The sequence below is a fragment of the Enterobacter cloacae complex sp. 2024EL-00711 genome, assembly GCF_047529885.1.
In the GTDB taxonomy this organism is placed as follows: Bacteria; Pseudomonadota; Gammaproteobacteria; order Enterobacterales; family Enterobacteriaceae; genus Enterobacter; species Enterobacter ludwigii.
Genome location: NZ_JBLIZC010000002.1, coordinates 577,074 through 601,692, shown reverse-complemented (window position 1 = coordinate 601,692; position 24,619 = coordinate 577,074). Strand labels below are relative to the sequence as shown.

Here is a 24,619-nt window from a genome sequence, read left to right as displayed (position 1 = left end):
AAAGACACAACTTTACACAATTGGAAATTTGCCTGACGGGAGAATGCGGAACAAAAAGAAACAGGCACAATTTCTTGTGCCTGTTGGGGGATTATTTTGCCGGTGCGGGTTGCACGGCGGGCTTCGCCTTTTCCTGATTCGCCAGGTCAAGAGCGATATGCACCGTCTCGTCGAGGTAAGGATCCGGCTCCTGGTAATCTTTTGGCAGATCGTCCAGTTTCTTGAGCAGAGGCTTACCTTCACGCTTGAAGCGATCGTTGATACGCGCCAGACGCGTTGCATCATCTTCGTTGTTCTCTTTCTCACGCTGAGCGTAGTTGAGAGAAACAATATTCCGCTTATCTTTCAGGGCATTGAAACGAGCAATATCCTTCAAGATGTACTGGAATTCCGGATCTTTGGCGATGCGATCGTTGTGCGCTTTCAGCAGTTCAGGACCAAACTGCGTCATATCACCCGCTTTCACGTAGGTCGCGGCGTTAATGCTATCCCACGGCAATGCGTTATCTTCAAACTTCTCGCCGGTTTCAGTCTCTTCCGTGCCCGTCGGCATCATGATATCCGGCGTCACGCCTTTACGCTGCGTACTGCCACCGTTCACACGATAGAATTTCTGAATGGTGTACTGAACCGAACCCAGTGCAGGCCATTCCGGACGCAGCATCTGATCGTAGATACGATTCAGAGAACGATACTGCTGTACGGTACCTTTACCAAATGTCGGCTCACCGACAATCAGCGCACGGCCATAGTCCTGCATAGCGGCGGCAAAGATTTCAGACGCGGAAGCACTGAAGCGATCGACTAAGACCACCAGCGGGCCTTTGTAATAGACCACACCATCGTTGTCGGCATCTTCACGTACTTTACCGTTGTTATCGCGCACCTGAACCACCGGACCAGACGGGATAAACAGCCCGGACAATGAAACCGCTTCGGTCAGCGCCCCACCACCGTTGCTGCGCAGGTCGATGATGACGCTGCTCACGTTCTGCTTTTCAAGCTTCTGCAGCTGGACTTTTACATCATCAGTCAGCCCGACGTAGAAGCCCGGGATATCCAGAACACCCACCTTCTCTTTACCCACGGTCTTCACCGACATTTTCACCGCGCGGTCTTCCAGGCGGATACGCTCACGCGTCAGGGTAACGATACGGGTTTTGGTGCCTTTACCGGCTGGCAGAATTTCAAGGCGAACTTTGCTGCCTTTCGGACCTTTGATCAGCGCAACCACATCATCCAGACGCCAGCCGATCACATCGACCATGTTCTGTCCGGTTTGACCCACACCAACAATGCGATCGCCTACGCTTATCGCTTTGCTTTTCGACGCCGGGCCACCGGCGACCATTGAGTTGATCACGGTGTAATCATCGTCCATCTGCAGCACCGCACCGATACCTTCCAGAGACAGGCTCATTTCGGTATTAAACTGTTCGGTATTGCGAGGCGAGAGATAATTGGTATGCGGATCGATTTCGTGAGCGAAAGCGGTCATTGCCAGTGAGAAAACATCTTCACTGTTGGTCTGAGCCAGACGACGAATAGCGAATTTGTAACGACGCGTCAGCGTGTCACGGATCTCTTTTTCATCTTTGCCGGTCAGCTTAAGGCTCAGCTCGTCGTATTTTACTTTTCCATCCCACAGCGCATTCAGCTCGGCTTCGTCTTTCGGCCAGGGCGCTTTGCTGCGGTCCAGATTAAAGGTGTCGTTGCCGGTGAAGTCCATCGGACGTTCCAGCACTTTCAGCGCATACTGATAGCGTTCAAAGCGGCGCTTTTGCGACAGGTTATAGAGATCGTAGAACAGATCCAGCTTGCCTGAACGCAACTCGTCACCCACCCCGGATTTACGCTTAGCGAACTGCTCGACATCGCTGGCGAGCAGTACGTTATGGCTGTAATCCAGCAAGTTCAGATAGCGGTCAAAGATTTTGGCCGAAAAGGCCTGATCGAGATCGAACTGACGATAGTGCGAACGGGTGAAGCGTGAGGTCACACGCTCGCTCACCGTCGCGTGCTGCGTCTCTTCCTTGAGGACCGGAATTTGATCAACACGCGTGATATCGTCCACTGCGAAAGCATGGCCCGTTATAGCAAACAGGCCCGCCAACGCGGTGAGCTTAAAAAAAGTGTTCATGCCAGGCTTGGCCTCCGTTTCAGAACAACAAGTGTTCTGCGCGTACAATCATTGACATACCAGAAGTCAGCTGTACACGAACGCCATCTTTGGTGATTTCCAGTACGGTGGCGTCCATTGCGTTGTTACCCGCTTTCACCTTCAGTGCCTGACCCACGCTCAGGGCGTTAATGTCAGAAACCGGCGTATGGCGCGGCTCTTCACGAGGGGCGCGCGTGGCTTTAGCTGCTGGTTTGTCAGCACGCGGTTTGCGATCGTTATTATCGTTACGACGCGGCGCTGGGCGTGGTTTACGCTCACGACGAGGCGCTTCTTCCTGGCCGTTTGCCGCTGCGGCTTCGCGTTTTTTCGCTTGCTGTTCTGCACGTTGTGCCTGAACGCGTGCTTTGGCTTCTTCCAGCTGTTTACGTGCGTGCTCAACGTGCTGCTCGTCCAGCTCACCACAAGGGTTGCCGTCAAGATCAACACGCGTCGCGCCCGCTTTGATACCGTACAGGTAACGCCAGCTCGAAGTATAAAGACGTAAGGCGGAACGAAGCTGAGTTTTGCTGAGGTTCATTTCCCCCTCAACGCGTGCCACCAGATCCTGAAAAATACCGACTTTCAGGGGACGAGCTTCACCTTCAGCACTGAAGCACTGTGGGAAACGCTCGGCCAGAAATGCGATAACTTCTTTACTGCTATTCAACTTAGGTTGATTTTCCATGAAATTTCCTGATTACAACGGACGTTGCCAACAAGCGCAGGCATGAACAGGCGTCATTATAATGACGCTATCAGTAAATGCTACGTTATCCGTTGATTATCCTGCTACGCTCGCAAAGAATTTTTGATAATCGGTTGCGGCGAGAACGTTTTCGAGGTTCGCCACCAGCTCGCGCAGCCCTTGTTCGTCCTCGGTTGTGAAGCGACTGAAGACCGTGCTGTCGATATCCAGAACGCCAATAATCTGATTTTTTACCACCAGAGGCAGAACGATTTCAGAATTACTGGCTGCGTCACAGGCAATGTGTCCGTCAAACGCATGGACGTCTTCGACGCGCTGTACCTGATTAGTCGCGACCGCTGTACCACAAACGCCGCGTCCTACGGGAATACGCACGCAGGCAATTTTCCCCTGGAACGGGCCAAGCACCAGCGTTTCACCTTCCAGAAGGTAAAAACCGGCCCAGTTAACGTCAGATAGCCGTTCAAACAGCAATGCGCTAGTATTTGCCAGAGTGGCTAAGAAGCTGGTCTCACCCGCCATCAATGCCTTAAAATCGCGGTTAAGATCCGCGTAGAATTCTGTTTTGTTCATTATTCAATCACTTAGTTGTCTTACAAAATTACCGCATAGCCTATTAAAATAAGCATTAAATGCGCTCATGCTCAAGATGAATCCGTTCATGAGTTAATATAACGTTCAACAATACTTATTTGTGCGCAGCTGATGGCCTTAAAAACAACCAAAATTACGCCGACAAAAAAGATAACTGTCCATACGGTAAGCGAAGCTTTGCCTCGTGCACATTATCAGCGTTGCCCGCAGTGCGATACGCTTTTTATGTTGCCGAAGATGAAATCGCATGAAAGTGCTTTTTGCCCCCGCTGCGACGCTAAAATTCGCGACGGCCGCGACTGGTCGCTGACCCGCCTCGCCGCGATGGCCATCACCATGCTGCTTCTTATGCCGTTTGCCTGGGGCGAACCGCTGCTGAAGCTGTACCTGCTTGGTGTGCGTATTGATGCCAACGTACTGCAGGGGATCTGGCAGATGACGCGCCAGGGTGACCCGCTCACCGCCGCCATGGTGCTGTTCTGTACGGTCGGCGCGCCGCTGGTGCTGGTCGCCGCCATTGCCTATCTTTGGTTTGGTAACATTCTGGGGATGAATCTCCGCCCCGTGTTGCTGATGCTGGACAAACTGAAAGAGTGGGTCATGCTGGATATCTACCTGGTGGGCGTCGGCGTGGCGTCCATAAAAGTGCAGGACTATGCATTCTTGCAGCCCGGGGTCGGACTCTTTGCATTTATTTGCCTCGTCTTGCTCAGCGTCCTCACACTCATTCATCTGAACGTCGAACAGCTCTGGGAGCGCTTTTACCCTCAGCGTCCGGCCACGCGACCGGATGAAAGTCTCCGGGTCTGTCTGGGGTGTCACTATACTGGCTTGCCCGACCCACGTGGCCGTTGCCCGCGGTGTCATATTCCCCTGAGACTGCGGCGCAACAACAGTCTGCAAAAATGCTGGGCCGCGCTGATTGCCTCGCTGGTCTTTTTGATCCCGGCCAATATGCTGCCGATTTCCATCATTTACGTGAATGGTGGGCGCCAGGAGGATACCATCCTCTCCGGGATCATCTCCCTCGCCCACAGCAACGTGGGGGTGGCAGCAATTGTGTTTATCGCCAGTATTCTGGTGCCGTTTACCAAAGTGGTGGTGATGTTTACCCTGCTCCTGAGTATTCACTTCAAATGTGAGCAAGGTTTACGTACCCGAATTCTGCTTTTGCGATTCGTCACCTGGATTGGCCGCTGGTCGATGTTGGATCTGTTCGTGATTTCGTTGATGATGTCGCTGATCAATCGCGACCAGTTATTAGCTTTTACAATGGGACCCGCAGCTTTTTATTTCGGCTCCGCGGTGATATTGACTATTCTTGCTGTGGAATGGCTGGATAGCCGCTTACTTTGGGATGCACATGAGTCAGGAAACGCCCGCTTCGCCGACTGAAGCGAGAATTAAAACAAAACGCCGCATTTCTCCATTCTGGTTGCTGCCTGTCATCGCCCTGATGATTGCAGGCTGGCTTATCTGGACGAGCTATGAAGATCGCGGAAGCACCATCACCATTGACTTCCAGTCTGCCGACGGCATTGTGGCCGGGCGAACCCCTGTCCGCTTCCAGGGGGTTGAGGTAGGTACCGTTCAGGACATCAGCCTGGGAAAAGGGCTGAATAAAATTCAGGTCCGCGCCAGCATTAAGTCCGATATGCAGGATGCGCTGCGCAGCGAAACGCAGTTCTGGCTGGTAACGCCTAAGGCCTCTCTGGCGGGTGTTTCAGGGCTGGATGCACTGGTTGGCGGTAACTACATCGGCATGATGCCGGGTAAAGGTGAACCGCAGGATCACTTTGTTGCGCTGGATACCCAACCAAAATACCGACTGAATAACGGCGATCTGATGATCCATCTGCAGGCACCGGATTTGGGTTCCCTCAACAGTGGCTCACTGGTTTATTACCGTAAAATTCCGGTAGGTCGCGTTTATGATTACGCCATCAACCCGAATAAACAGGGCGTGACGATTGATGTGTTAATCGATCGCCGCTTCACTAACCTGGTGAAAAAAGGCAGCCGTTTCTGGAACGTCTCCGGCGTGGATGCTGACCTCAGCCTGAGCGGTGCCAAAGTGAAGCTCGAGAGCCTGGCCGCACTGGTCAACGGCGCCGTTGCCTTCGACTCTCCGGAAAACTCCAGCCCGGCCACGGCAGATGATACCTTCGGATTGTATGCTGACCTGGCGCACAGCCAGCGCGGCGTGATCGTCAAACTCGCCCTGCCCGATGCTAAAGGGCTGAAAGCGGGTTCCACACCGCTTATGTATCAGGGATTGCAGGTTGGGCAGCTCACCAAAATGACGCTCAATCCAGGCGGTTCCGTGACCGGTGAGATGACCGTCGACCCGAGCGTGGTTGATCTCCTGCGTGAAAAAACGCGCATCGAGATGCGCAGCCCAAAACTGTCTCTGAACGATACCAGCCTGAGCAATCTTCTGACCGGCAATACGTTTGAACTGATCCCCGGTGAAGGTCAACCCAGCAACAGTTTCGTTGTTGCGCCGGCAGATAAAGCGCTACTTCAAAAACCGGGCGTCGTAACGGTAAAACTGACCGCGCCTGAAAGTTACGGTATCGAAGCCGGCCAGCCGCTGATTCTGCATGGCGTCCAGGTGGGCCAGGTGCTGGAGCGTACGCTCTCTGAAAACGGCGTGAGCTTCTCGGTGGCTATCGATCCGCAATACAGCGACCTTGTCCATGGCGACAGTAAATTTGTGGTGAACAGCCGCGTCGACGTGAAGGTTGGCCTCGACGGTGTTGAGTTCCTCGGTGCCAGCGCCAGCGAATGGGTTAACGGTGGGATCCGCATTTTACCGGGTAATAAAGGCCCGGTGCGCGACAGTTATCCGCTGTATGCCAACCTGGACAAAGCGATTGAAAACAGCATGAGCGATCTCCCAACCACGACACTGACGTTAAGCGCCGAGACGCTTCCTGATGTCCAGGCTGGCTCCGTCGTGCTGTACCGGAAGTTTGAGGTTGGGGAAGTGATTGCCGTACGCCCTCATGCGGACGCGTTTGATATCGAACTGCATATCAAACCGGAGTATCGCAAGTTGCTGACCCCGAATAGCGTGTTCTGGGCCGAAGGTGGTGCGAAAGTGCAGCTTAACGGTAACGGGCTGACCGTGCAGGCCTCCCCGCTTTCACGTGCGCTGCGCGGAGCGATCAGCTTCGATAACCTCAGCGGTGCGGGTGCAAACCTGCGTAAAGGCGATAAGCGTATTCTCTTCCCGTCTGAAACCGCTGCCCGTGCCGTTGGCGGACAGATTACCCTGCATGCTTTTGATGCAGGGAAGCTGGCGGAAGGGATGCCTATCCGTTATCTGGGTATTGATATCGGGCAGATCCAGAAGCTGACGCTTATCACCGCGCGTAACGAGGTGCAGGCCACCGCCGTGCTCTACCCGGAATATGTTCAAACCTTCGCCCGCTCAGGCTCCCGCTTCTCGGTGGTGACGCCACAGATTTCGGCCGCTGGCGTTGAGCACCTCGACACTATCCTGCAGCCTTATATCAACGTCGAACCCGGTAAGGGGAATGCTCGCCGTGACTTTGAACTGCAGGAAGCCACGATCACTGACTCTCGCTATCTGGATGGCCTGAGCATTGTGGTGGAAGTGCCGGAAGCAGGCTCGCTGAACATCGGCACACCAGTGCTGTTCCGCGGGATTGAGGTGGGTACAGTGACGGGCCTGACGCTCGGTACGCTCTCTGACCGCGTGATGGTGGCATTACGCATCAGCGATCGTTACCAGCACCTGGTGCGTAATAACTCGGTGTTCTGGCTGGCCTCCGGCTATTCACTGGACTTCGGTCTGACGGGCGGGGTGGTGAAAACCGGCACCTTCAACCAGTTCATTCGTGGCGGTATTGCTTTCGCTACACCACCGGGGACGCCGCTGGCGCCGAAAGCGCAACCGGGCAAACACTTCCTGCTGCTCGAAAGCGAGCCGAAAGAGTGGCGTGAATGGGGCACTGCCCTGCCGCGTTAATCTCAGGGCTCCGGTGTCAACGCACCGGAGCCTTTATGTTACACTGCGCCCCTGAACTTTTCCCTGTGGTGTGCACGTGGCTCAAAACTCCGTATTTCTTCCTGAACAATTCCTGGCGCAGATGCGCGAGGCGCTTCCTTCTCACCTCTCGTTAGACGATTTTATCGCCGCCTGTCAGCGGCCGTTGCGCCGGAGTATTCGCGTCAACACGCTGAAAATAAGCGTCGCCGATTTTCTGGCGCTGGTCTCGCCGTATAACTGGCAACTGACGCCAGTACCGTGGTGTGCAGAGGGTTTTTGGATTGAACGGGATGACGAAGCGTCGTTGCCATTGGGCAGTACCGCAGAACATCTGAGTGGTCTGTTTTATATCCAGGAAGCCAGCTCGATGCTGCCGGTTGCCGCCCTGTTTGCGGATGATAATACGCCAGAACGCGTCATGGATGTCGCTGCCGCGCCGGGCTCCAAAACCACGCAGATTGCCGCCAGGATGGGAAATCGCGGGGCCATTCTCGCCAACGAGTTCTCAGCCAGTCGCGTTAAAGTTCTGCACGCTAACATCAGCCGCTGCGGGATCCATAACGTTGCCCTGACGCACTTCGATGGCCGCGTATTTGGCGCAGCCCTGCCAGAAGCGTTTGATGCCATCCTGCTGGACGCGCCCTGCTCCGGCGAAGGGGTGGTGCGTAAAGATCCTGATGCGTTAAAAAACTGGTCTGTAGAGAGTAACCTTGAGATTGCCGCCACCCAGCGCGAACTGATCGACAGCGCCTTCCATGCCCTGCGTCCCGGTGGCACATTGGTTTATTCGACCTGCACCTTAAACCGTGACGAGAACGAGGACGTCTGTCTGTGGCTTAAGACGCAATACCCTGATGCCGTCGAGTTCCTGCCGTTAAACGGTTTGTTCGCTTCAGCCAATGAAGCCGTCACGCCTGAAGGATTCCTGCACGTTTTCCCTCAGATTTATGACTGCGAAGGTTTTTTTGTCGCTCGTCTGCGTAAAACGCAGGCGGTTGAGCCACTGCCAGCCCCAACGTTTAAGGTCGGCAATTTCCCCTTCGCCCCCATGAAAAGGCGTGAGGCGGAGCAAGTCACTACCGCCGCCGCTAAGGTCGGGCTGGCCTGGGATGACACATGCCATCTTTGGATTCGCGATAAAGAGATTTGGCTTTTCCCGGCAAATATTGAGCCGCTTATCGGCAAGGTACGTTTTTCCCGCATCGGGATCCGCCTGGCGGAAGTGCACAATAAAGGCTATCGCTGGCAGCATGAGGCTGTTATCGCCCTCGCCGGCAGCGAGAATACGTTCGCCCTGACGCACCAGGAAGCCGAAGAGTGGTACCGGGGCCGTGATGTATATCCGGACAACACGCCATCGCATGATGAAGTGGTGGTGACCTATCAGGATTATCCGTTAGGGCTGGCGAAAAAGGTAGGCTCGCGACTGAAAAACAGCTATCCGCGAGAGCTGGTTCGTGATGGGCGATTGTTTACCGGTAACGATCGCACCGGCTGAAAAAAGCGCATTTTTTTACTGGCGATTTTGCTCTCCTTGTCTACGATCAAAAATGGATGCCCATACTGGTCATACCAGATTTTGATAACACACCCGGAGAGCAATATGACGAAAACCAGCGTGCGTATTGGCGCTTTCGAAATCGACGACGCAGAATTGCGCGGCGAAGCACAGGGCGAACGAACGTTAAGTATTCCCTGCAAATCCGATCCAGATTTGTGCATGCAACTGGATGCCTGGGACGCCGATACCAGCGTACCGGCAATACTTGATGGCGAACACTCAGTCCTTTACCGTGAGCATTACGATAGTCAATCCGATGCCTGGGTCATGCGTCTTGCCTGACCTAAAGAGAACCCGCCCGAAGGCGGGTTATTTATTACTGAAGCTGCGCCAGCGTAAAGTAACCATCGAAAACGGCGCCGGTATCAATGTAGTGCAGGTTATTAAAATCATACCGCCGGTCAAGTGGCGTATGTCCGAACCAGAAATGGTCCGCACCGCCGATCCCCTGCCCTTTCCCGACCATAAACCCCATCAGCCGGTCGCGATCCCATAGTACGTGCCGGGCGCTTACGGGTTTTTGCCAGCGGTATTCCGCTGCGGGATAGTCAGCGTGAGCAATCACATTCAAACCGTTTGCACAGGTTATCTCGATAATGTGCGGCAGTTCCCGACACGCATTAAGTAACGTCAGCGCCAGCTGCTGCTGTGTGTGCTCAAGGCGGGTAAACCAAATTCCACCATTCATTGTCCAGAGTGCAAAATCATTATTATCAAGGCTGTCTATAGCCATTTGTTCATGGTTGCCCCGTACTGCACGAAACCATTTTTCATTCATGAGCTGTAAACATTTAATACTGTCAGGGCCACGGTCAATTACATCCCCTACGGAAATAAGCAAATCCTCATAAGGATTAAAATGCCGGCGTTTCAGTTCATCCATGAGCCACTGATAACAACCATGTATGTCGCTGACAACCCAGACGTGCCGCCACTTCCCACCATCGATTCGCTGATACATAAAACCTCCTTGCTTAAGTATAGACGCAGCAGAAATTGCAGCTGACACGTGCAGCATTCACAAAGCCAAACGAACGGTAAACCAAATGGAAATAAAGATCCGCGCGCTATTAATCCCTTTTTGCTGACTCTTTAGAATAAGGCATGAATTAAACGAGAGGTCTTAACGTGTCTAATATGCACCTGCACAACGATGTGTTCTATCCGCATCGCACAAATATCATTTCCGAGCTGGTGAAAGGAAAACGCGTTCCGGGTCCAATCTGGCAGAAGCGCGAGTATCGTCTGAAGTTCCTGCTGCGCTCGCTCCTGTTCTGGTCTTCCACCCATCGCGTGCTGGAAACGCTCTCTGGACGTGATGATTTTGACCGTCTGCTGGCCTCTCAAATTACCTTACCGAGTAAAACCCATCGGCAGTATCTGATGCGTGGCCTGACGGCCGGCGATCGGGCTGACGCTATCATCAGCCATTATCACTGGGTCGATAGCCTGAAAAATATCACCCTCGCCAACGCGCTGACCAGCCCGCAAGAGCAGACGATAGTGCAATTTCAGGCAAAAAACGACGCGACGTATACCGTGAGTGCCTCCTCTGCCGGCAAAGCCGAGCGGGAAGGTGAAAGTACGCTGTGGCTGCGCGACAGCGAGAATACCGTGCTAGCAAGCCTGACGTTTAGCGTCGCACGCAGCAACGGGCAGCGAGTGCTGGTGATTGGTGGGCTTCAGGGGCCACGTCGCAACGTCTCGCATGACGCCATTAAACTGGCGACCCGCGCCTGCCATGGCCTGTTTCCAAAACGCGTGCTGATGGAAGTTGTTTTCCAGCTGGCCGCACATTCATCCGTCCGGGCGATTTTTGCTGTCGGTGATGAGGGGCACGTTTTCCGCGCACTGCGTTACCGCCTGAGCAAAGGCCGTCATTTCCATGCCAGCTATGACGAATTCTGGGCGAGTCTGGACGGTAAGAAAATCTCCCCCTTCTGCTGGCAACTGCCGTTACAGATGGAGCGTAAATCCCTGGAAGATATCGCCAGTAAAAAACGGGCGGAATATCGCCGTCGCTTTGAACTGCTTGACTGCATTGAGGCTGAGGTGAAATCACGCTTTTAAGCGCGCTGAGAGCTTTCTTCAACTCTGCACAAAAATTTAACAAAACCGGCAAAAAGGGCTGGACTTACGCCTGCCGTTTTGTGATATGGTTGAAGGCGGATCACTGAACGTGTCCCTTCTGAGAGAGCCAGTGAAAGGAATAAATCGTTTGCTTTCAATCAGATAAAAAGAGACCGAATACGATTCCTGTATTCGGTCCAGGGAAATGGCTCTTGGGAGAGAGCCGTGCGCTAAAAGTTGGCATTAATGCAGGCTAAGTCGCCTTGCCTTTTAAGAATAGATGACGACGCCAGGTTTTCCAGTCCTCAGTTAAAGCGGCCGGAAAAAAAGCGTATGAGCATCATTAAAAGTAAAAAACCGCAGTGCTTTCGCAAGCATCTGCGGTTTTTTATTGGAAACCCGAAGATTAACAAAGCGTGTCTGCACGCTCGATAAACGGTGCCAGGCTCATCTTCTGACCTGGATGTGCGGGATCATCAATCTGAATAACGCTGATTGGCTGTCCACTGCTTTTGCCACTGGCGACCTGCTGCTCTGCGACATCATTTAAAGGGTATTGCACCAGCGTGCTTGGGTTAATCGCATACAAGGCGTGCCCCGGACGGCAGGTCAGCATCACCTCTTCACGATTAAACGCCCATTTGTCCTTACCCACTTCAAAACGGCTGACGGTAATGACCTGTGGTGCGGCCAGGGCACTCCCCGTGCAGGCCAGCAAGATGAGAGAAAGTAGTGTCTTTTTCATAGGATAGTTAACCTTGTCAGAAGGGTTCCCAGGTCGCGAACAGACTGACTGTAGCCAGCACCAGCGCACCCAGCACCACTTCTGCTTGTGTCATTCTGATAAATATTTGTTGTTCTCGCCCGCTTTGCGCACGAAACCGTGGCACCAGAAAATACCGATTTGCCAGCGCAATTACCACCATCAAAGCCACCAGCGCACATTTGAACAACAAAAATTGCACGTAACGGGCCTGCCAGGGAATATCGATACCCAGAATAAACAGCGCATTGAAAACGCCGGTAAGCACCACGCCTGCTACGGCGTAATGCCCCACGCGTGAGAAGCGCATCATGGTGTAGATTGCGGCAGGCTGCCACTGCCCTTTCGCCAGACGCATGCAAAACAGCAGCGGCAGTAATCCGCCAAGCCAGGTTGCGGCACATAACACATGAAGAGCGTGATTAAGACGCTGCAATGCGCCCACCGCGCCTTCGTTCATTGTCGCATGCCCTACTCCCGCCAGCAGGACGAACTGTCCCATGGCGAGCAGTAACAGCCGTGAGCCTTTATGCGGAGCCAGCCATGCTGTACCGGCAGTAAGGGCCGCGAGAATAATTTGCCACAGCCAGACGCTTCCAAACTGCGTGCCCAGCACGCTACGCCAGATGTCGGGGTTGACGACATCGCCCCAGCCATTCCCCATTAACCCGCCCTGAAGCGTAAACATCAGGAGCGCTGTCATCAGGCTGATTAACGCCGCCATTCTCTGCTGCGACTGAAAACGCCGGGACATGAGCCGTTGCAGAGAGGAAGGAGCAAACCAGACACTATACAGCGCATTGCCAAAAATAAGCATTAACGCGCCGAAATGGAGAAAGCGCAGCCCTACGTAGCACATCGCCAGCATGCTATTTCACGCTAAAGTGATAACTGCCTTTTGTCTTGTGGCCGTCTACCGACACCACATGCCAGTCAACCTGGTAGGTTCCGGGCGTCAACTCGCCATCCAGCGGCACATTCAGCTGCGTCTTGTCTTTCTCATCGCGTTTAACGGCACCGGTCCTGATGGTCTGCTTTTGTGCATCCGTCACCACCACACCGCTAAAACCGGGCTCAATACCTTCTGAAAATGTCAGCGTCAGCGTCCGCGGTGCCGTCACGAGGCTATCTGCTGCCGGAGTCTGTTGTTTAAGGTGAGCGTGCGCCAGCACGGAGGGTGACATCACGCAAGAGGCCAAAAAGACCAGTGCGCCTGCCGCGCGGGAAGAGGATAAACCCATCGCAATCATTCCTTTTTGTTATGCCTGTATGGCAAAGAATAACTCTGTATAATAAGCGAGTCGAGGATCATCCCACCTCTGCTTGTCATCGTCGAGCAATCGCGGTAACGTTGCCGCCGTCTAAAAAGGAGAAGGTAATGAAGATCAATCTGGCCGCCCTTCCTCAGGACGAGATGGATAAAGTGAATGTCGATCTCGCTGCCGCTGGCGTCGCATTTAAAGAGCGTTACAACATGCCCATCGTGGCTGAAGTGGTCGAACGTGAGCAACCTGCTCATCTGCGCGACTGGTTTCGCGAACGCTTAATTGCGCATCGTCTCGCCTCAGTTAACCTCTCTCGTTTACCGTACGAACCTAAAGTTAAATAAGCTTAACGAGTCGTTACACTTCCTTACGCGGAATATGGCAGGATAAGAAAACCCTGATTAAATTAGGTGTATTCTTAAATCACTGCGACTCTGTGTAAAGGAAGTCACGATGTCACAATGGAATATTGCTGCGGCCCAGTATGCCGGGCTGCACCACAATGTAGATGAACATGTCGCGCACCATCTCCGTTTCATTGCCGAAGCGGCACGCCAGCAGTGCGATTTGCTGGTATTCCCGGAGCTCTCATTAACTGGCCCAGGGACAACGACGCTCCCTGCCCCTCCCGATGATAAACAGCTGGCCCCGTTGCTAAACGCCGCGAAATTATACCGGATCACTATTATTGCCGGGCTTCCGCTCGACGTGAATGGCCGTCGTCAGAAAGGCCTTGCTCTGTTTACCCCTTCTCGCCATAGCATCCTGCGCTACCCTCAGGGTCGTGGTGCAAGCCTGATCCCGGGTGATAAACAGCTGACGATCATCGATGCACATGCTGATTCGCCAAATCTCGACCCACAGGCGACGCTGTTTACCAGCTGCCAGTCAGTGGGAGATAGCCGCTGGCGGCAATCCATCAGTACCCTGCAGCGATTCGCACACAAATATGCCATTGCGGTGTTAATGGCGAACGCACGCGGCGGCAGCGCGTTATGGGATGAAAAAGGTCAGTTGATCGTCCGCGCGGACAAAGGTGAACTGCTATTGACCGGATCTCTTGGCAGACAGGGTTGGCAAGGCGATATCATTCCTTTAGGCTAGGCGTTTTAGGCTCAGGAGAGTTCAATGCTGCGCGTCATCGATACCGAAACCTGCGATCTTCAGGGCGGAATAGTGGAAGTGGCTTCTGTCGACGTGATTGATGGAAAAATAGTCAACCCAATGAGCCATCTGGTACGTCCCGATCGCCCGATCAGCCCGCAGGCAATGGCTATTCATCGCATTACAGAATCGATGGTGGCGGACAAACCGTGGATAGAAGAGGTGATACCCCACTATTACGGTAGCCCGTGGTACGTCGCGCACAACGCCAGTTTTGACCGCCGGGTGCTCCCCGACATGCCCGGAGAATGGATTTGCACGATGAAACTGGCGCGTCGTCTCTGGCCTGGGATTAAGTACAGCAATATGGCGTTGTACAAATCCCGTAAGCTGAGCGTCAGAACGCCGGAGGGTCTGCACCATCACCGCGCCCTGTATGACTGCTACATCACCGCCGCGTTACTCATTGATATTATGAATAACTCCGACTGGACCCCTGATGATATGGCGACCATTACCGGGCGTCCGGCGTTGCTGACTACCTTCACCTTTGGCAAATACCGCGGTCGGGCGGTTTCCGATATTGCGGATAAAGATCCGGGCTATCTGCGCTGGCTCTATAACAACCTCGATAAGATGAGCCCGGAACTGCGTTTAACGCTTAAGCACTATCTTGGCGAAGCTTAACGCTCCGCACGGCCTGGCAGCGTCTCCTGCGCCAGGCCAATCAAAAACGCATACTCCAGTGCCACGCCTTCGTAAGATTTAAATCGTCCCGATTTCCCGCCGTGACCGGAGTCCATATCCGTGCACAGCAGCAACAGGTTGTCGTCGGTTTTCAGTTCCCGCAGTTTCGCCACCCATTTTGCAGGCTCCCAGTATTGCACCTGTGAATCGTGCAATCCGGTGGTCACCAGCATGTGCGGATACGCTTTCGCTTCCACATTGTCGTACGGGCTGTACTCTTTCATGTAGCGATAGTAGATCTCATCCTGCGGGTTGCCCCACTCTTCAAACTCTCCGGTCGTCAGCGGGATGGATTCATCCAGCATGGTCGTTACCACATCGACAAACGGCACCTGCGCAATAATCCCTTTAAAGCGTTCGGGACGCTGATTGATGACGGCCCCCATCAATAATCCTCCCGCGCTGCCGCCCATACCAAAGCAAAGCCCAGGATCGCCATAGCCCTGCTCAATCAACGCATCGCAGACGTCGAGATAATCATTGAAAGTATTTTTCTTTTTCAGGAATTTCCCGTCTTCATACCAGTGCTGTCCCAACTCCCCGCCGCCGCGAACATGCGCAATGGCGAACACAAAACCGCGATCCAGCAGACTTAACCGGCTGCTGCTGAAATCAGCGTCCATGCTTGAGCCGTAGGAGCCGTAGCCGTAAACCAGAATCGGATTCTTACCTTTCTGGAAATGCGCCCGATGATAAACAAGCGAGACCGGCACCTCGACACCATCGCGGACGGTAACCCACAGGTGTTCGCTTCGGTAGTTGTCGGAATCGAACCCTTTCACTTCGGACTGTTTAAGCACCTGACGTTGCCCGGTGTCCATATCCAGCTCAAAGAGCGTATCGGGCGTGGTCATAGACGAGTAGCCGTAGCGCAGACGCGACGATTCCGGCTCAGGATTAAACCCTATCCACGTGACATAGGCCGGGTCGTCAAACGCAATCCCGATCACTTCCCGCGTTTTGCGGTTAATTTGCCGCAGGCTGGTCAGCCCCCGCTGGCGCTCCTCAACCACCAGCCAGTCGGTGAACAGCGTAAACCCTTCGAGCATCACCTGCTCCCGGGCGGGGATTAACACTTCCCACTTGCGTTCATCGCGTACTTTGGTTTTGTAGAGGCCAAAGTTTTTACCCTCCCGATTAGAGCGCAGGTAAAAGCTGTGCTGGAAGTGATCGAGGCTGTATTCATGATCTTTACGCCGCGGCAGGAAGCACAGCGGCTGCGCATCAGGTAGCTCGGCGTCCAGAAGCAGAACTTCAGAGGTGGTGGCGCTGGCCAGGAAGATAATCACATAGTGGCGGGACGAGGTTTTGTGCAGGCTGACATAAAACGTTTCATCTTTCTCTTCGTAAACCAGTTCGTCGTCAGCAGAATCCGTCCCAACGGTATGACGCCACACCTGGTAAGGCAGCAACGTGGAGGCATGCTTTTTGACGTAGTAGACCGTTTCGGAATCATTTGCCCAGACAAAGTCCGGCGAAACGTTATCCAGCATTTCCGGATACCAGTTACCGGTTTCCAGGTTGCGAAAACGCAAACCGTACTGACGACGGGAGAGGTAATCCTCCGCCAGCGCCATAATGGTGTTATCGGGGGAGATGGACATGCCGCCGAGGGTATAAAACTCGCTATGGGCGGCGCGCTGGTTGGCATCCAGCAAGATATCCCACTCATCCCATTCGGCGCATAACACCGACTGTCGCTGGTAGATGGGATACTCGTTACCAGGTTCGTAGATATGGCGATATCGATAGCCATTTTTGGTCCATGGCGCGGAAATATCGCGCTGGGGGATTCGCTGCACCATTTCATTTAACAGCTGGTCCTGCAACGCCTGCTGGCTGGACATGACCTTGCGGCCATAGTCGTTTTCCTCGTGCAGGTAGTCGAGCACTTCTGGCCGGGAACGGGAGTCGTCCCGCAGCCAGTAATAGTTATCTATACGCGTATCGCCATGCGTGGTGATCGCATACGGAGTACGTCGGGCTTTCGGTGGCATGTCATCATTCTTTTGAGTTTTACACCCTATAAGGTTGGCAAAACCCACGCATGATGCAAGCGAAACATGGCTGCGACGGCGGCAGTTAGCCCTGTAACGCCCGTTTTTGCTCCTGAATATCCTTCTCGATCCCGTCCCGGACACCTTGTGGGATCTTCAGGGCATCACCCAGCGCATTGAGATAGCTGCGCTCCATAAAGTGATCGATATCGATGGCGGCACAGCTCAGAAAATAGAGCTCAAGCGCCTCTTCCTCATTTTTCACGCTTTGCGCCAGACGCTGCGGTTCGAGTGGCTGTTCGATGGCCTGCGCCACCAGCGCTCTGCCCTTTTCTTCGACACCGGCCTCGCGCAGTTGCTGCTCAATCGCCGATCGTTCCTGGTCATCAATGTGCCCGTCGCTTTTCGCCGCGAACACCAGCGCCAGGATGAGCCGTTCGGTACGCAGATCCAGCGGCGAGGTCTGCTCACCAAAGTGGGGTTCGTCGCTGTGCGCGGTCCGCACTCTGTCCTTGTATTTGTTCCACAGTACGGTACCCGCAATAGCGCCGCCGCCCGCCAGCAGCGCGCCGGTACCATACTTTGCCAGTAACTTACGCGAGGATTTATTGGCAACCAGCAGTCCAGCCAGCCCGCCAAGCGCCCCCGGCACCAGGAGTTTGCTCAGCCCCTGCTCGCCGGATGACGACGTTTTCTGCCCCAACATGGATTGCAATTGATTTAGCCAGCCTGACATGGTTTCCCTCACTTAACGGTGAATATGTCTCCCAGCGTAAGCGAGCAGGCGTCAGGAAATGTCTGCCACGGCTAAAGAAGCGCAAATTTCTTAACCGCTCTCGGGCCCTGAACAAGACAGACGCAAACGTTTACGTTTATAATGCGCGCAACTTTTTCAGGGGGATTGTTATGACTCGTTTAGGAACCGCGCTGCGACCTGCGGCGACGCGTGTGATGCTGTTAGGATCGGGCGAACTGGGTAAAGAGGTCGCCATTGAGTGCCAGCGTTTGGGCGTGGAAGTCATTGCAGTGGATCGTTACGCTGACGCACCTGCCATGCATGTCGCCCACCGTTCTTATGTGATCAATATGCTGGATGGCGATGCCCTGCGTACGCTCATTACGCAGGAGAAACCGGATTTCGTGGTACCCGAAATTGAAGCCATTGCTACCGATACGCTGATCGCCCTTGAGCAGGAAGGCCAGCGCGTGGTGCCCTGCGCAAAAGCGGCCAAACTCACCATGAACCGCGAAGGCATTCGTCGTCTGGCGGCTGAAGAGCTGGCCTTACCTACCTCAGGCTACCGTTTTGCCGGCGATAAAGCCGCTTTCCTGCAGGCTGTCGACGAAATTGGCTACCCGTGCATCATTAAGCCCGTCATGAGTTCCTCCGGTAAAGGACAGAGCTTTATCCGCGACAGCAGCACTCTGGATAAGGCGTGGGAGTATGCCCAGCAGGGAGGACGTGCCGGTGCCGGTCGCGTGATTATCGAAGGCGTCGTAAAGTTTGATTTCGAAATCACGCTGCTGACGGTCAGCGCCGTTGATGGCGTCCATTTCTGCGATCCGATTGGCCACCGCCAGGAAGATGGCGACTATCGTGAATCCTGGCAGCCGCAGCAGATGAGCGACCTGGCGCTGGCACGTGCGCAGGAAATTGCCCGTAAAGTGGTTCTGGCGCTGGGCGGTTACGGATTGTTTGGCGTGGAACTGTTTGTCTGCGGCGACGAGGTAATTTTCAGTGAAGTCTCCCCTCGCCCTCACGATACCGGGATGGTCACGCTGATTTCACAGGACCTTTCTGAATTCGCCCTGCATGTGCGCGCCTTCCTCGGCCTGCCCGTTGGCGGCATTCGTCAGTACGGCCCGGCGGCTTCGGCGGTGATCCTGCCGCAATTAACCAGCCAGAACGTCACCTTTGATAACGTCGAAGGGGCTATGGGTGCAGGCTTGCAGGTTCGTCTGTTCGGGAAACCGGAGATTGACGGCACGCGCCGCCTTGGCGTGGCGCTAGCGACCGGTGTAAACGTGGATGAGGCTGTGGCAAGAGCCAAAACAGCCGCCGCGAACGTGAAGGTTGCAGGATAAAAAAAACGGGCCAGCAGGCCCGTTTTTCATACTGTCTTCGCTTACTGCTTCGCGCCTTCAACCGCTTCGCGAGCCAGTTTAGTGATGCGTTCCCAGTCGCCTGCTTCCAGCGCATCCGCAGGAACCAGCCATGAACCGCCGATGCACAGGACACTTTTCAGCGCCAGGTAGTCACGGTAGTTTGCCGGAGAGATACCGCCCGTCGGGCAGAAGCGAACCTGAGAGAATGGACCCGCAATAGCCTGCAGCGCTTTGGTGCCGCCGTTAGCTTCAGCCGGGAAGAATTTGAACTCTTTCAGGCCGTAATCCATACCCATCATCAGCTCAGATACGGTGCTGATACCCGGGATCAGGGGGATCGTGCCTTCGGTTGCAGCTTTCAGCAGCGGCTCGGTCAGGCCAGGGCTGATAGCAAACTGCGCGCCCGCTTCGGTCACGTCAGCCAGCTGCTGTGCGTTCAGTACGGTACCCGCACCGATGATCGCGTCCGGCACTTCTTTGGCGATAGCGCGAATAGCGTCCATCGCGCAGGCGGTACGCAGGGTCACTTCCAGAACACGAACACCACCCGCGACCAGGGCTTTCGCCATCGGGACAGCATGTTCCAGCTTATTCACCACGATTACCGGCACGACAGGGCCAGTGGTCAGGATTGCTTCTGCACTTGTTTTCCAGTTTTTCATCAGAGTTTTCTCTCGCCAGATCGATAAAATCAAGTCGTCTTAAAACGTAATACAGGTTGCGCCCTGCTCCGCACCGGAGAGTTTCTCACGCAGCGCGCCAAACATTTCGCGTCCGGTTCCCACGCGCGATGCGCTCAGGTCAGGAATATGTGGCTTACGTGCCGCCAGTTCAGCGTCATCCACCAGCAGGGTTAACTCACCTGTCTGACCGTTAACGCGGATCATGTCTCCATCACGAACTTTCGCCAGCAAACCGCCGTCGTAAGCTTCCGGGGTCACGTGGATAGCAGAAGGCACTTTACCTGATGCGCCAGAGAGGCGTCCATCGGTCACTAACGCAATTTTGAAACGGCGGTCCAATAATACACCAAGTGGCGGCATAAGTTTATGTAATTCTGGCATCCCGTTCGCTTTTGGCCCCTGATGGCGCACCACAACGACGCAATCTTTGTCGAGCAGACCGGCATCAAACGCAGGCAAAACGTCATGCTGGCTTTCAAACACCACGGCCGGCGCTTCGATAATCTGGTTCTCTTCCGGTACGGCGGAGGTTTTCATCACCGCACGCCCCAGGTTACCGCTGAGCACTTTGGTGCCGCCGTGACGAGAAAACGGTTGTTCAAAGGTGGCAATAACCTGTGCGTCAAGCGAGGCGGTGGCGCCTTCACGCCAGTCAAGCTCACCATTATTGAGCCACGGCTCATGGGTATAACGCTGCAGACCAAAGCCCGCCACGGTGTTCACATCTTCATGCAGCAGACCGCCTTTCAGCAGCTCGCGCATCAGCACCGGCACGCCACCGGCAGCCTGGAAGTGGTTGATGTCAGCCGGGCCGTTCGGGTACAGGCGCGCCATCAGTGGCACCACAGACGAGATATCCGAGAAATCATCCCAGTTAATCAGGATGCCCGCCGCGCGCGCCATCGCCACCAGATGCATGGTGTGGTTGGTTGAGCCGCCGGTTGCCAGCAGCGCAACGATACCGTTGACGATCACTTTCTCGTCGACCATTTTACCCAGCGGCATCCACACGTTGCCGTTACCGGTCAGACGCGTTACCTGGCGGGCAGCTGCTTCAGTCAGGGCCTTACGCAGTGGCGCATCCGGCTGAATGAAAGAGGACCCAGGAAGCTGCATCCCCATAAATTCCACCACCATCTGGTTGGTGTTGGCCGTACCGTAGAAAGTACAGGTGCCCGGCGCATGGTAGGAGGCGGCTTCCGCTTCCAGCAGTGCCTGACGGTCTGCTTTACCTTCCGCATACAGCTGACGGATACGCACTTTTTCTTTGTTTGGCAGACCGCTTGCCATCGGACCTGATGGCACGAAGATCGCAGGCAGATGACCAAACGACAGCGCTGCCATGGCCAGCCCCGGGACGATTTTATCGCACACGCCGAGGTACAGCGCGCCATCAAACATATTGTGAGACAGGCCCACTGCGGCCGACATCGCAATCACTTCGCGGCTCAGCAGAGAGAGCTCCATCCCATCCTGACCCTGCGTCACGCCATCGCACATGGCCGGCACGCCGCCCGCGACCTGGCCTACCGCATTGACGCTGTGCAGCGCTTTACGGATGATCTCCGGATACACTTCGTACGGCTGATGCGCAGAAAGCATGTCGTTGTAGGAGGTAATGATGGCGATATTGTTACGCAGCATGCTTTTCAGCGAGGCTTTATCGTCGGGCTGGCAGGCGGCGAAACCGTGCGCCAGGTTACCGCAGGCGAGTTGTGAGCGATGAACGGTATTACTTTTGGCCTGTTCAATCCGGGCGAGGTAGGCAGAACGGGTCTCTTTCGAGCGCTCAATAATGCGTTGTGTTACGCGTAACAATGTCGGATTCATAAAAGCTCCTCTAATTTATCTGTCCGGGCTCGGGAGTTTACAAAGTCGCTGGCGATTATTAACAACGCTGAAACGCTTGCTGTCCGGAGCTCAGGGGCAAAATCACTTCCGGCAGTGTAATAAAAAAAGCTCCGCGGGTGAATCCACGCGGAGCTTAAAAGTTTATAAATTGTGCCACTAGCTGTGTTAGATCATGTTACCGGTAAAATAACACCTAAGAGGCAGCTGATTATTTTACTCAAACTCATTCCAGGAGCGTCCATCACGGGTGATCATCGCGACGGACGCGACAGGCCCCCAGGTGCCCGCCTGATACGGTTTCGGCGCATCCTGATCCGCAGCCCAGGCTTCGGTGATGGAGTCGACCCATTTCCACGCCTCTTCCACTTCATCACGACGCACGAACAGCGCCTGGATACCGCGCATGGTTTCCAGCAGCAGACGCTCGTAAGCATCGGCAAGGTGCGTCTGATTGAACGTTTCGGAGTAGCTCAGGTCCAGCTTGGTGGTCTGCAGGTTATGTTTATGATCCAGGCCCGGCACTTTGTTCAGGATCTGGATGTCCACCCCTTCGTCTGGCTGCAGACGAATGGTCAGTTTGTTCTGCGGCAGCTCCTGCCAGGACTCTTTGAACAGGTTGAGTTCAGGGTTTTTGAAGTAAACGACCACTTCAGAGCATTTGGTCGGCAGACGTTTACCGGTACGCAGGTAGAACGGAACGCCCGCCCAGCGCCAGTCATCGATATCCACGCGGATCGCCACAAACGTCTCGGTATTGCTCGCCTTGTTGGCGCCCTCTTCTTCCAGGTAGCCCGGCACTTTTTTACCCTGAGCAAACCCTGCGGTGTACTGGCCGCGTACCGTTTTCTCACGCACGTTTGAGCGATCGATGCGACGCAGTGACTTCAGCACTTTCACTTTAGCGTCACGGATGCTGTCCGCCGTCAGGTCAGACGGTGGAGACATGGCAATCATGCAAAGGATTTGCAGCAGGTGGTTCTGGATCATGTCGCGCATCTGACCGGCCTGGTCAAAGTAACCCCAGCGGCCTTCGATACCTACCTCTTCGGCCACGGTGATTTCCACATGGTCGATGGTACGGTTGTCCCAGTTATTCACAAACAGGGAGTTGGCAAAACGCAGCGCCAGCAGGTTCAGTACCGTCTCTTTACCGAGATAGTGGTCGATACGGTAGACCTGGCACTCTTCGAAGTACTCGCCGACCTGGTCGTTAATTTCGCGGGAGGTTGAAAGAGAGGTCCCCAGCGGTTTCTCCATCACCACGCGTGCCGGTTTAGCGTTCAGCTTCGCTTCGCCCAGACCTTTGCAGATTGCACCGAAAGTGCTTGGTGGCATGGCGAAGTAGTTAATGGTGACACGGTTTTTCTGATCCAGCATCGCGCCTAAACGGTTAAACGCGCTGACGTCGTTCACGTCCAGGTTACAGAAATCAAGACGTCCGCTCAGGGTATCCCACAAACTTTCATCAATCTTTTCCTTCATGAAAGTTTCGAGCGCCTCGCGTACGACCTTGGTATAAGCTTCCTTGTCCCAGTCGGCGCGCCCAACGCCCAGGATACGCGTATCCGGATGAATTTGGCCCGCTTTCTCCAGTTGATACAGGGAAGGCAGCAATTTCCGGCGTGCAAGATCGCCTTTCGCGCCGAAAATGACCAGGTCACATGCCTGGGCTGTTTGCGTTACCGCCATGTCATTCTCCTCAGTTGGATCACCTGGTACTTCTGCCAGGTATCGTTGTAATTTTATTACGTTGCACTGTACTGCTTTTACGTCATTCCCGAAACCATTAGCGCTTAACCTCGCGTGCGATACCGCGATTTTTTCGCCGTCAGACGCGTGTGGTGGCGGAATCACGCAAAAAGCGTTGATTCTTTGAACTACAGGGTCATAACAAAACCCGACACCGATCAAGTAATGAAAAAAAACAACAACATTATCTTGTCGACTGTTACCCTTTATGGAAGCCACAGGGGTAATATCGGCTAAATCGAATCATGATTTCATGAATTAATGAAATCGTTTCCACCCATGAGCGCCCTGTTAACAATGAACATGCTGGAAAAAATCCAGTTCCAACTGGAACACCTTAGCAAATCCGAGCGAAAAGTGGCCGAAGTCATTCTTGCCGCTCCTGCTCAGGCGATTCATTCAAGCATCGCCGCTCTGGCGCAGGAGGCAGGCGTCAGCGAACCGACGGTTAACCGCTTCTGCCGTAGCCTTGAAACGCGCGGCTTTCCTGATTTTAAACTGCATCTTGCACAAAGTCTGGCAAACGGCACGCCTTATGTTAATCGCAATGTGGATGAAGACGACAGTGTTGATGCCTATACGGCGAAAATATTTGAGTCGGCCATGGCTACGCTGGACCACGTTCGCCAGTCCCTGGATATGAATTCCGTGAACCGCGCGGTGGATTTACTGACCCAGGCCAAGCGCATTGCGTTCTTTGGCCTCGGCTCGTCGGCGGCCGTGGCGCATGACGCCATGAATAAGTTCTTCCGCTTTAACGTCCCGGTCATTTATTCCGATGACATTGTCCTGCAACGCATGAGCTGTATGAATTGCAGTGAAGATGATGTCGTGGTACTCATTTCGCACACCGGGCGCACCAAAAGCCAGGTGGAGCTGGCGCAACTGGCGCGTGAAAACGATGCCATGGTTATTGCCCTCACGACGGCGGGCACGCCGCTGGCAAGAGAAGCAACGCTCGCCATCACCCTTGACGTCCCGGAAGACACCGACATGTATATGCCGATGGTCTCCCGTCTGGCGCAACTCACAGTGATTGACGTGCTGGCAACCGGTTTCACCCTGCGTCGTGGCGCAAAATTCAGAGATAACTTGAAGCGTGTCAAGGAAGCGCTTAAGGAATCGCGTTTTGATAAAGAATTGCTTATGAAAAGCGATGTTCCCTAAATAGTTTAATAACTACGATGTAACGATTTACGGCATTCGGTCCTCTCTCTGTTGCCTTGCAGCAGATGAAGGCCGAT

22 protein-coding genes are annotated in these 24,619 nt (G+C 54.3%); 10 read left to right on the top strand and 12 right to left on the bottom strand.

The window, feature by feature from the left end; translation table 11 throughout:
* Window positions 1-91 precede the first annotated feature (91 nt).
* The 3 genes from prc to ACMVME_RS09235 form a co-directional block, all read right to left on the bottom strand.
* A complete protein-coding gene (gene prc, locus ACMVME_RS09245; RefSeq protein ID WP_044858513.1) occupies window positions 92-2,140 on the bottom strand; it encodes a carboxy terminal-processing peptidase in 2,049 nt (682 codons plus the stop codon).
* 19 nt (window positions 2,141-2,159) lie between these two features.
* Window positions 2,160-2,846, bottom strand: coding sequence for an RNA chaperone ProQ (proQ, locus tag ACMVME_RS09240; protein ID WP_032680784.1), 687 nt, complete (start codon window positions 2,844-2,846; stop codon window positions 2,160-2,162).
* Window positions 2,847-2,942: 96 nt separating this feature from the next.
* On the bottom strand, window positions 2,943-3,440 hold the full coding sequence (locus tag ACMVME_RS09235) for a GAF domain-containing protein (RefSeq protein ID WP_014170613.1): 498 nt from the start codon (window positions 3,438-3,440) through the stop codon (window positions 2,943-2,945).
* 132 nt (window positions 3,441-3,572) lie between these two features.
* Between ACMVME_RS09235 and yebS the strand changes: the two genes are divergently transcribed.
* The 4 genes from yebS (at window position 3,573) to ACMVME_RS09215 (ending at window position 9,322) form a co-directional block, all read left to right on the top strand.
* Window positions 3,573-4,856: a membrane integrity lipid transport subunit YebS gene (gene yebS / locus ACMVME_RS09230; RefSeq protein ID WP_068794732.1), complete on the top strand. Its 1,284-nt coding sequence runs from the start codon at window positions 3,573-3,575 to the stop codon at window positions 4,854-4,856.
* Window positions 4,825-7,458, top strand: a complete 2,634-nt coding sequence (locus tag ACMVME_RS09225) for a PqiB family protein (protein ID WP_020883414.1) — start codon at window positions 4,825-4,827, stop codon at window positions 7,456-7,458. Before yebS ends, ACMVME_RS09225 begins: the two co-directional genes overlap by 32 nt.
* A 76-nt stretch (window positions 7,459-7,534) precedes the next feature.
* Window positions 7,535-8,977: a 16S rRNA (cytosine(1407)-C(5))-methyltransferase RsmF gene (gene rsmF, locus ACMVME_RS09220; RefSeq protein WP_068794733.1), complete on the top strand. Its 1,443-nt coding sequence runs from the start codon at window positions 7,535-7,537 to the stop codon at window positions 8,975-8,977.
* Between the two features lie 105 nt (window positions 8,978-9,082).
* Entirely contained in the window at window positions 9,083-9,322 is a 240-nt protein-coding gene (locus ACMVME_RS09215; protein WP_020883412.1) for a YebV family protein, read from the top strand.
* 34 nt (window positions 9,323-9,356) lie between these two features.
* Here the strand turns inward: ACMVME_RS09215 and pphA are convergent, their stop codons facing one another.
* Window positions 9,357-10,001 (bottom strand): protein-serine/threonine phosphatase, encoded by a 645-nt coding sequence (pphA, locus tag ACMVME_RS09210; protein ID WP_068794734.1) that lies wholly within the window; start codon window positions 9,999-10,001, stop codon window positions 9,357-9,359.
* A gap of 167 nt (window positions 10,002-10,168) precedes the next feature.
* Here pphA and ACMVME_RS09205 point away from each other — a divergent pair, with 167 nt between their 5' ends.
* Complete coding sequence (locus ACMVME_RS09205; RefSeq protein WP_014170619.1) at window positions 10,169-11,110, top strand: VirK/YbjX family protein; 942 nt, start codon at window positions 10,169-10,171, stop codon at window positions 11,108-11,110.
* Window positions 11,111-11,516: 406 nt separating this feature from the next.
* Here the strand turns inward: ACMVME_RS09205 and ACMVME_RS09200 are convergent, their stop codons facing one another.
* From ACMVME_RS09200 to yobA, 3 genes are read right to left on the bottom strand one after another with little or no spacing between them, the layout of a single operon-like run.
* Window positions 11,517-11,855 carry a YebY family protein gene (locus tag ACMVME_RS09200; RefSeq protein WP_014170622.1) on the bottom strand — a complete coding sequence of 113 codons (339 nt, stop codon included), beginning with the start codon at window positions 11,853-11,855 and terminating at the stop codon, window positions 11,517-11,519.
* Between the two features lie 16 nt (window positions 11,856-11,871).
* Window positions 11,872-12,741: a copper homeostasis membrane protein CopD gene (gene copD / locus ACMVME_RS09195; RefSeq protein WP_068794735.1), complete on the bottom strand. Its 870-nt coding sequence runs from the start codon at window positions 12,739-12,741 to the stop codon at window positions 11,872-11,874.
* Window position 12,742: 1 nt separating this feature from the next.
* Window positions 12,743-13,114 carry a CopC domain-containing protein YobA gene (gene yobA, locus ACMVME_RS09190; RefSeq protein ID WP_063215247.1) on the bottom strand — a complete coding sequence of 124 codons (372 nt, stop codon included), beginning with the start codon at window positions 13,112-13,114 and terminating at the stop codon, window positions 12,743-12,745.
* Window positions 13,115-13,251: 137 nt separating this feature from the next.
* Between yobA and ACMVME_RS09185 the strand changes: the two genes are divergently transcribed.
* From ACMVME_RS09185 to exoX, 3 genes are all read left to right on the top strand, one after another.
* Window positions 13,252-13,482, top strand: coding sequence for a DNA polymerase III subunit theta (locus ACMVME_RS09185; RefSeq protein WP_013096102.1), 231 nt, complete (start codon window positions 13,252-13,254; stop codon window positions 13,480-13,482).
* Between the two features lie 109 nt (window positions 13,483-13,591).
* On the top strand, window positions 13,592-14,242 hold the full coding sequence (locus ACMVME_RS09180; RefSeq protein WP_148576286.1) for a carbon-nitrogen hydrolase family protein: 651 nt from the start codon (window positions 13,592-13,594) through the stop codon (window positions 14,240-14,242).
* Window positions 14,243-14,266: 24 nt separating this feature from the next.
* Window positions 14,267-14,929 carry an exodeoxyribonuclease X gene (gene exoX, locus ACMVME_RS09175; RefSeq protein ID WP_251858748.1) on the top strand — a complete coding sequence of 221 codons (663 nt, stop codon included), beginning with the start codon at window positions 14,267-14,269 and terminating at the stop codon, window positions 14,927-14,929.
* On the opposite strand, the gene ptrB is transcribed toward exoX, so the two are convergent.
* Both ptrB and ACMVME_RS09165 read right to left on the bottom strand, forming a co-directional pair.
* On the bottom strand, window positions 14,926-16,986 hold the full coding sequence (gene ptrB, locus ACMVME_RS09170; protein WP_251858749.1) for an oligopeptidase B: 2,061 nt from the start codon (window positions 16,984-16,986) through the stop codon (window positions 14,926-14,928). The genes exoX and ptrB overlap by 4 nt on opposite strands.
* 85 nt (window positions 16,987-17,071) lie before the next feature.
* Window positions 17,072-17,722 carry a tellurite resistance TerB family protein gene (locus ACMVME_RS09165; RefSeq protein WP_414743411.1) on the bottom strand — a complete coding sequence of 217 codons (651 nt, stop codon included), beginning with the start codon at window positions 17,720-17,722 and terminating at the stop codon, window positions 17,072-17,074.
* A gap of 170 nt (window positions 17,723-17,892) precedes the next feature.
* Here ACMVME_RS09165 and purT point away from each other — a divergent pair, with 170 nt between their 5' ends.
* Window positions 17,893-19,071 (top strand): formate-dependent phosphoribosylglycinamide formyltransferase, encoded by a 1,179-nt coding sequence (purT, locus tag ACMVME_RS09160; protein WP_251858750.1) that lies wholly within the window; start codon window positions 17,893-17,895, stop codon window positions 19,069-19,071.
* 41 nt (window positions 19,072-19,112) lie between these two features.
* On the opposite strand, the gene kdgA is transcribed toward purT, so the two are convergent.
* The 3 genes from kdgA to zwf all read right to left on the bottom strand — a co-directional run bounded on the left by kdgA (window position 19,113) and on the right by zwf (window position 23,315).
* Entirely contained in the window at window positions 19,113-19,754 is a 642-nt protein-coding gene (kdgA, locus tag ACMVME_RS09155; protein WP_032680776.1) for a bifunctional 4-hydroxy-2-oxoglutarate aldolase/2-dehydro-3-deoxy-phosphogluconate aldolase, read from the bottom strand.
* 39 nt (window positions 19,755-19,793) lie between these two features.
* Window positions 19,794-21,605 carry a phosphogluconate dehydratase gene (gene edd / locus ACMVME_RS09150; protein ID WP_251858751.1) on the bottom strand — a complete coding sequence of 604 codons (1,812 nt, stop codon included), beginning with the start codon at window positions 21,603-21,605 and terminating at the stop codon, window positions 19,794-19,796.
* Window positions 21,606-21,839: 234 nt separating this feature from the next.
* Window positions 21,840-23,315 carry a glucose-6-phosphate dehydrogenase gene (zwf, locus tag ACMVME_RS09145; protein ID WP_020883401.1) on the bottom strand — a complete coding sequence of 492 codons (1,476 nt, stop codon included), beginning with the start codon at window positions 23,313-23,315 and terminating at the stop codon, window positions 21,840-21,842.
* Between the two features lie 357 nt (window positions 23,316-23,672).
* Here zwf and ACMVME_RS09140 point away from each other — a divergent pair, with 357 nt between their 5' ends.
* On the top strand, window positions 23,673-24,542 hold the full coding sequence (locus tag ACMVME_RS09140) for a MurR/RpiR family transcriptional regulator (RefSeq protein WP_025203851.1): 870 nt from the start codon (window positions 23,673-23,675) through the stop codon (window positions 24,540-24,542).
* Window positions 24,543-24,619: the final 77 nt, after the last annotated feature.

Bases quoted from the DNA above. Each gene is read 5' to 3' on its own strand.
- prc (WP_044858513.1), bottom strand. From the start codon at position 2,140: ATGAACACTTTTTTTAAGCTCACCGCGTTGGCGGGCCTGTTTGCTATA.
- proQ (WP_032680784.1), bottom strand. From the start codon at position 2,846: ATGGAAAATCAACCTAAGTTGAATAGCAGTAAAGAAGTTATCGCATTT.
- ACMVME_RS09235 (WP_014170613.1), bottom strand. From the start codon at position 3,440: ATGAACAAAACAGAATTCTACGCGGATCTTAACCGCGATTTTAAGGCA.
- yebS (WP_068794732.1), top strand. From the start codon at position 3,573: ATGGCCTTAAAAACAACCAAAATTACGCCGACAAAAAAGATAACTGTC.
- ACMVME_RS09225 (WP_020883414.1), top strand. From the start codon at position 4,825: ATGAGTCAGGAAACGCCCGCTTCGCCGACTGAAGCGAGAATTAAAACA.
- ACMVME_RS09215 (WP_020883412.1), top strand. From the start codon at position 9,083: ATGACGAAAACCAGCGTGCGTATTGGCGCTTTCGAAATCGACGACGCA.
- pphA (WP_068794734.1), bottom strand. From the start codon at position 10,001: ATGTATCAGCGAATCGATGGTGGGAAGTGGCGGCACGTCTGGGTTGTC.
- ACMVME_RS09200 (WP_014170622.1), bottom strand. From the start codon at position 11,855: ATGAAAAAGACACTACTTTCTCTCATCTTGCTGGCCTGCACGGGGAGT.
- copD (WP_068794735.1), bottom strand. From the start codon at position 12,741: ATGCTGGCGATGTGCTACGTAGGGCTGCGCTTTCTCCATTTCGGCGCG.
- yobA (WP_063215247.1), bottom strand. From the start codon at position 13,114: ATGGGTTTATCCTCTTCCCGCGCGGCAGGCGCACTGGTCTTTTTGGCC.
- ACMVME_RS09185 (WP_013096102.1), top strand. From the start codon at position 13,252: ATGAAGATCAATCTGGCCGCCCTTCCTCAGGACGAGATGGATAAAGTG.
- ACMVME_RS09180 (WP_148576286.1), top strand. From the start codon at position 13,592: ATGTCACAATGGAATATTGCTGCGGCCCAGTATGCCGGGCTGCACCAC.
- exoX (WP_251858748.1), top strand. From the start codon at position 14,267: ATGCTGCGCGTCATCGATACCGAAACCTGCGATCTTCAGGGCGGAATA.
- ptrB (WP_251858749.1), bottom strand. From the start codon at position 16,986: ATGCCACCGAAAGCCCGACGTACTCCGTATGCGATCACCACGCATGGC.
- ACMVME_RS09165 (WP_414743411.1), bottom strand. From the start codon at position 17,722: ATGTCAGGCTGGCTAAATCAATTGCAATCCATGTTGGGGCAGAAAACG.
- purT (WP_251858750.1), top strand. From the start codon at position 17,893: ATGACTCGTTTAGGAACCGCGCTGCGACCTGCGGCGACGCGTGTGATG.
- kdgA (WP_032680776.1), bottom strand. From the start codon at position 19,754: ATGAAAAACTGGAAAACAAGTGCAGAAGCAATCCTGACCACTGGCCCT.
- edd (WP_251858751.1), bottom strand. From the start codon at position 21,605: ATGAATCCGACATTGTTACGCGTAACACAACGCATTATTGAGCGCTCG.
- zwf (WP_020883401.1), bottom strand. From the start codon at position 23,315: ATGGCGGTAACGCAAACAGCCCAGGCATGTGACCTGGTCATTTTCGGC.
- ACMVME_RS09140 (WP_025203851.1), top strand. From the start codon at position 23,673: ATGAACATGCTGGAAAAAATCCAGTTCCAACTGGAACACCTTAGCAAA.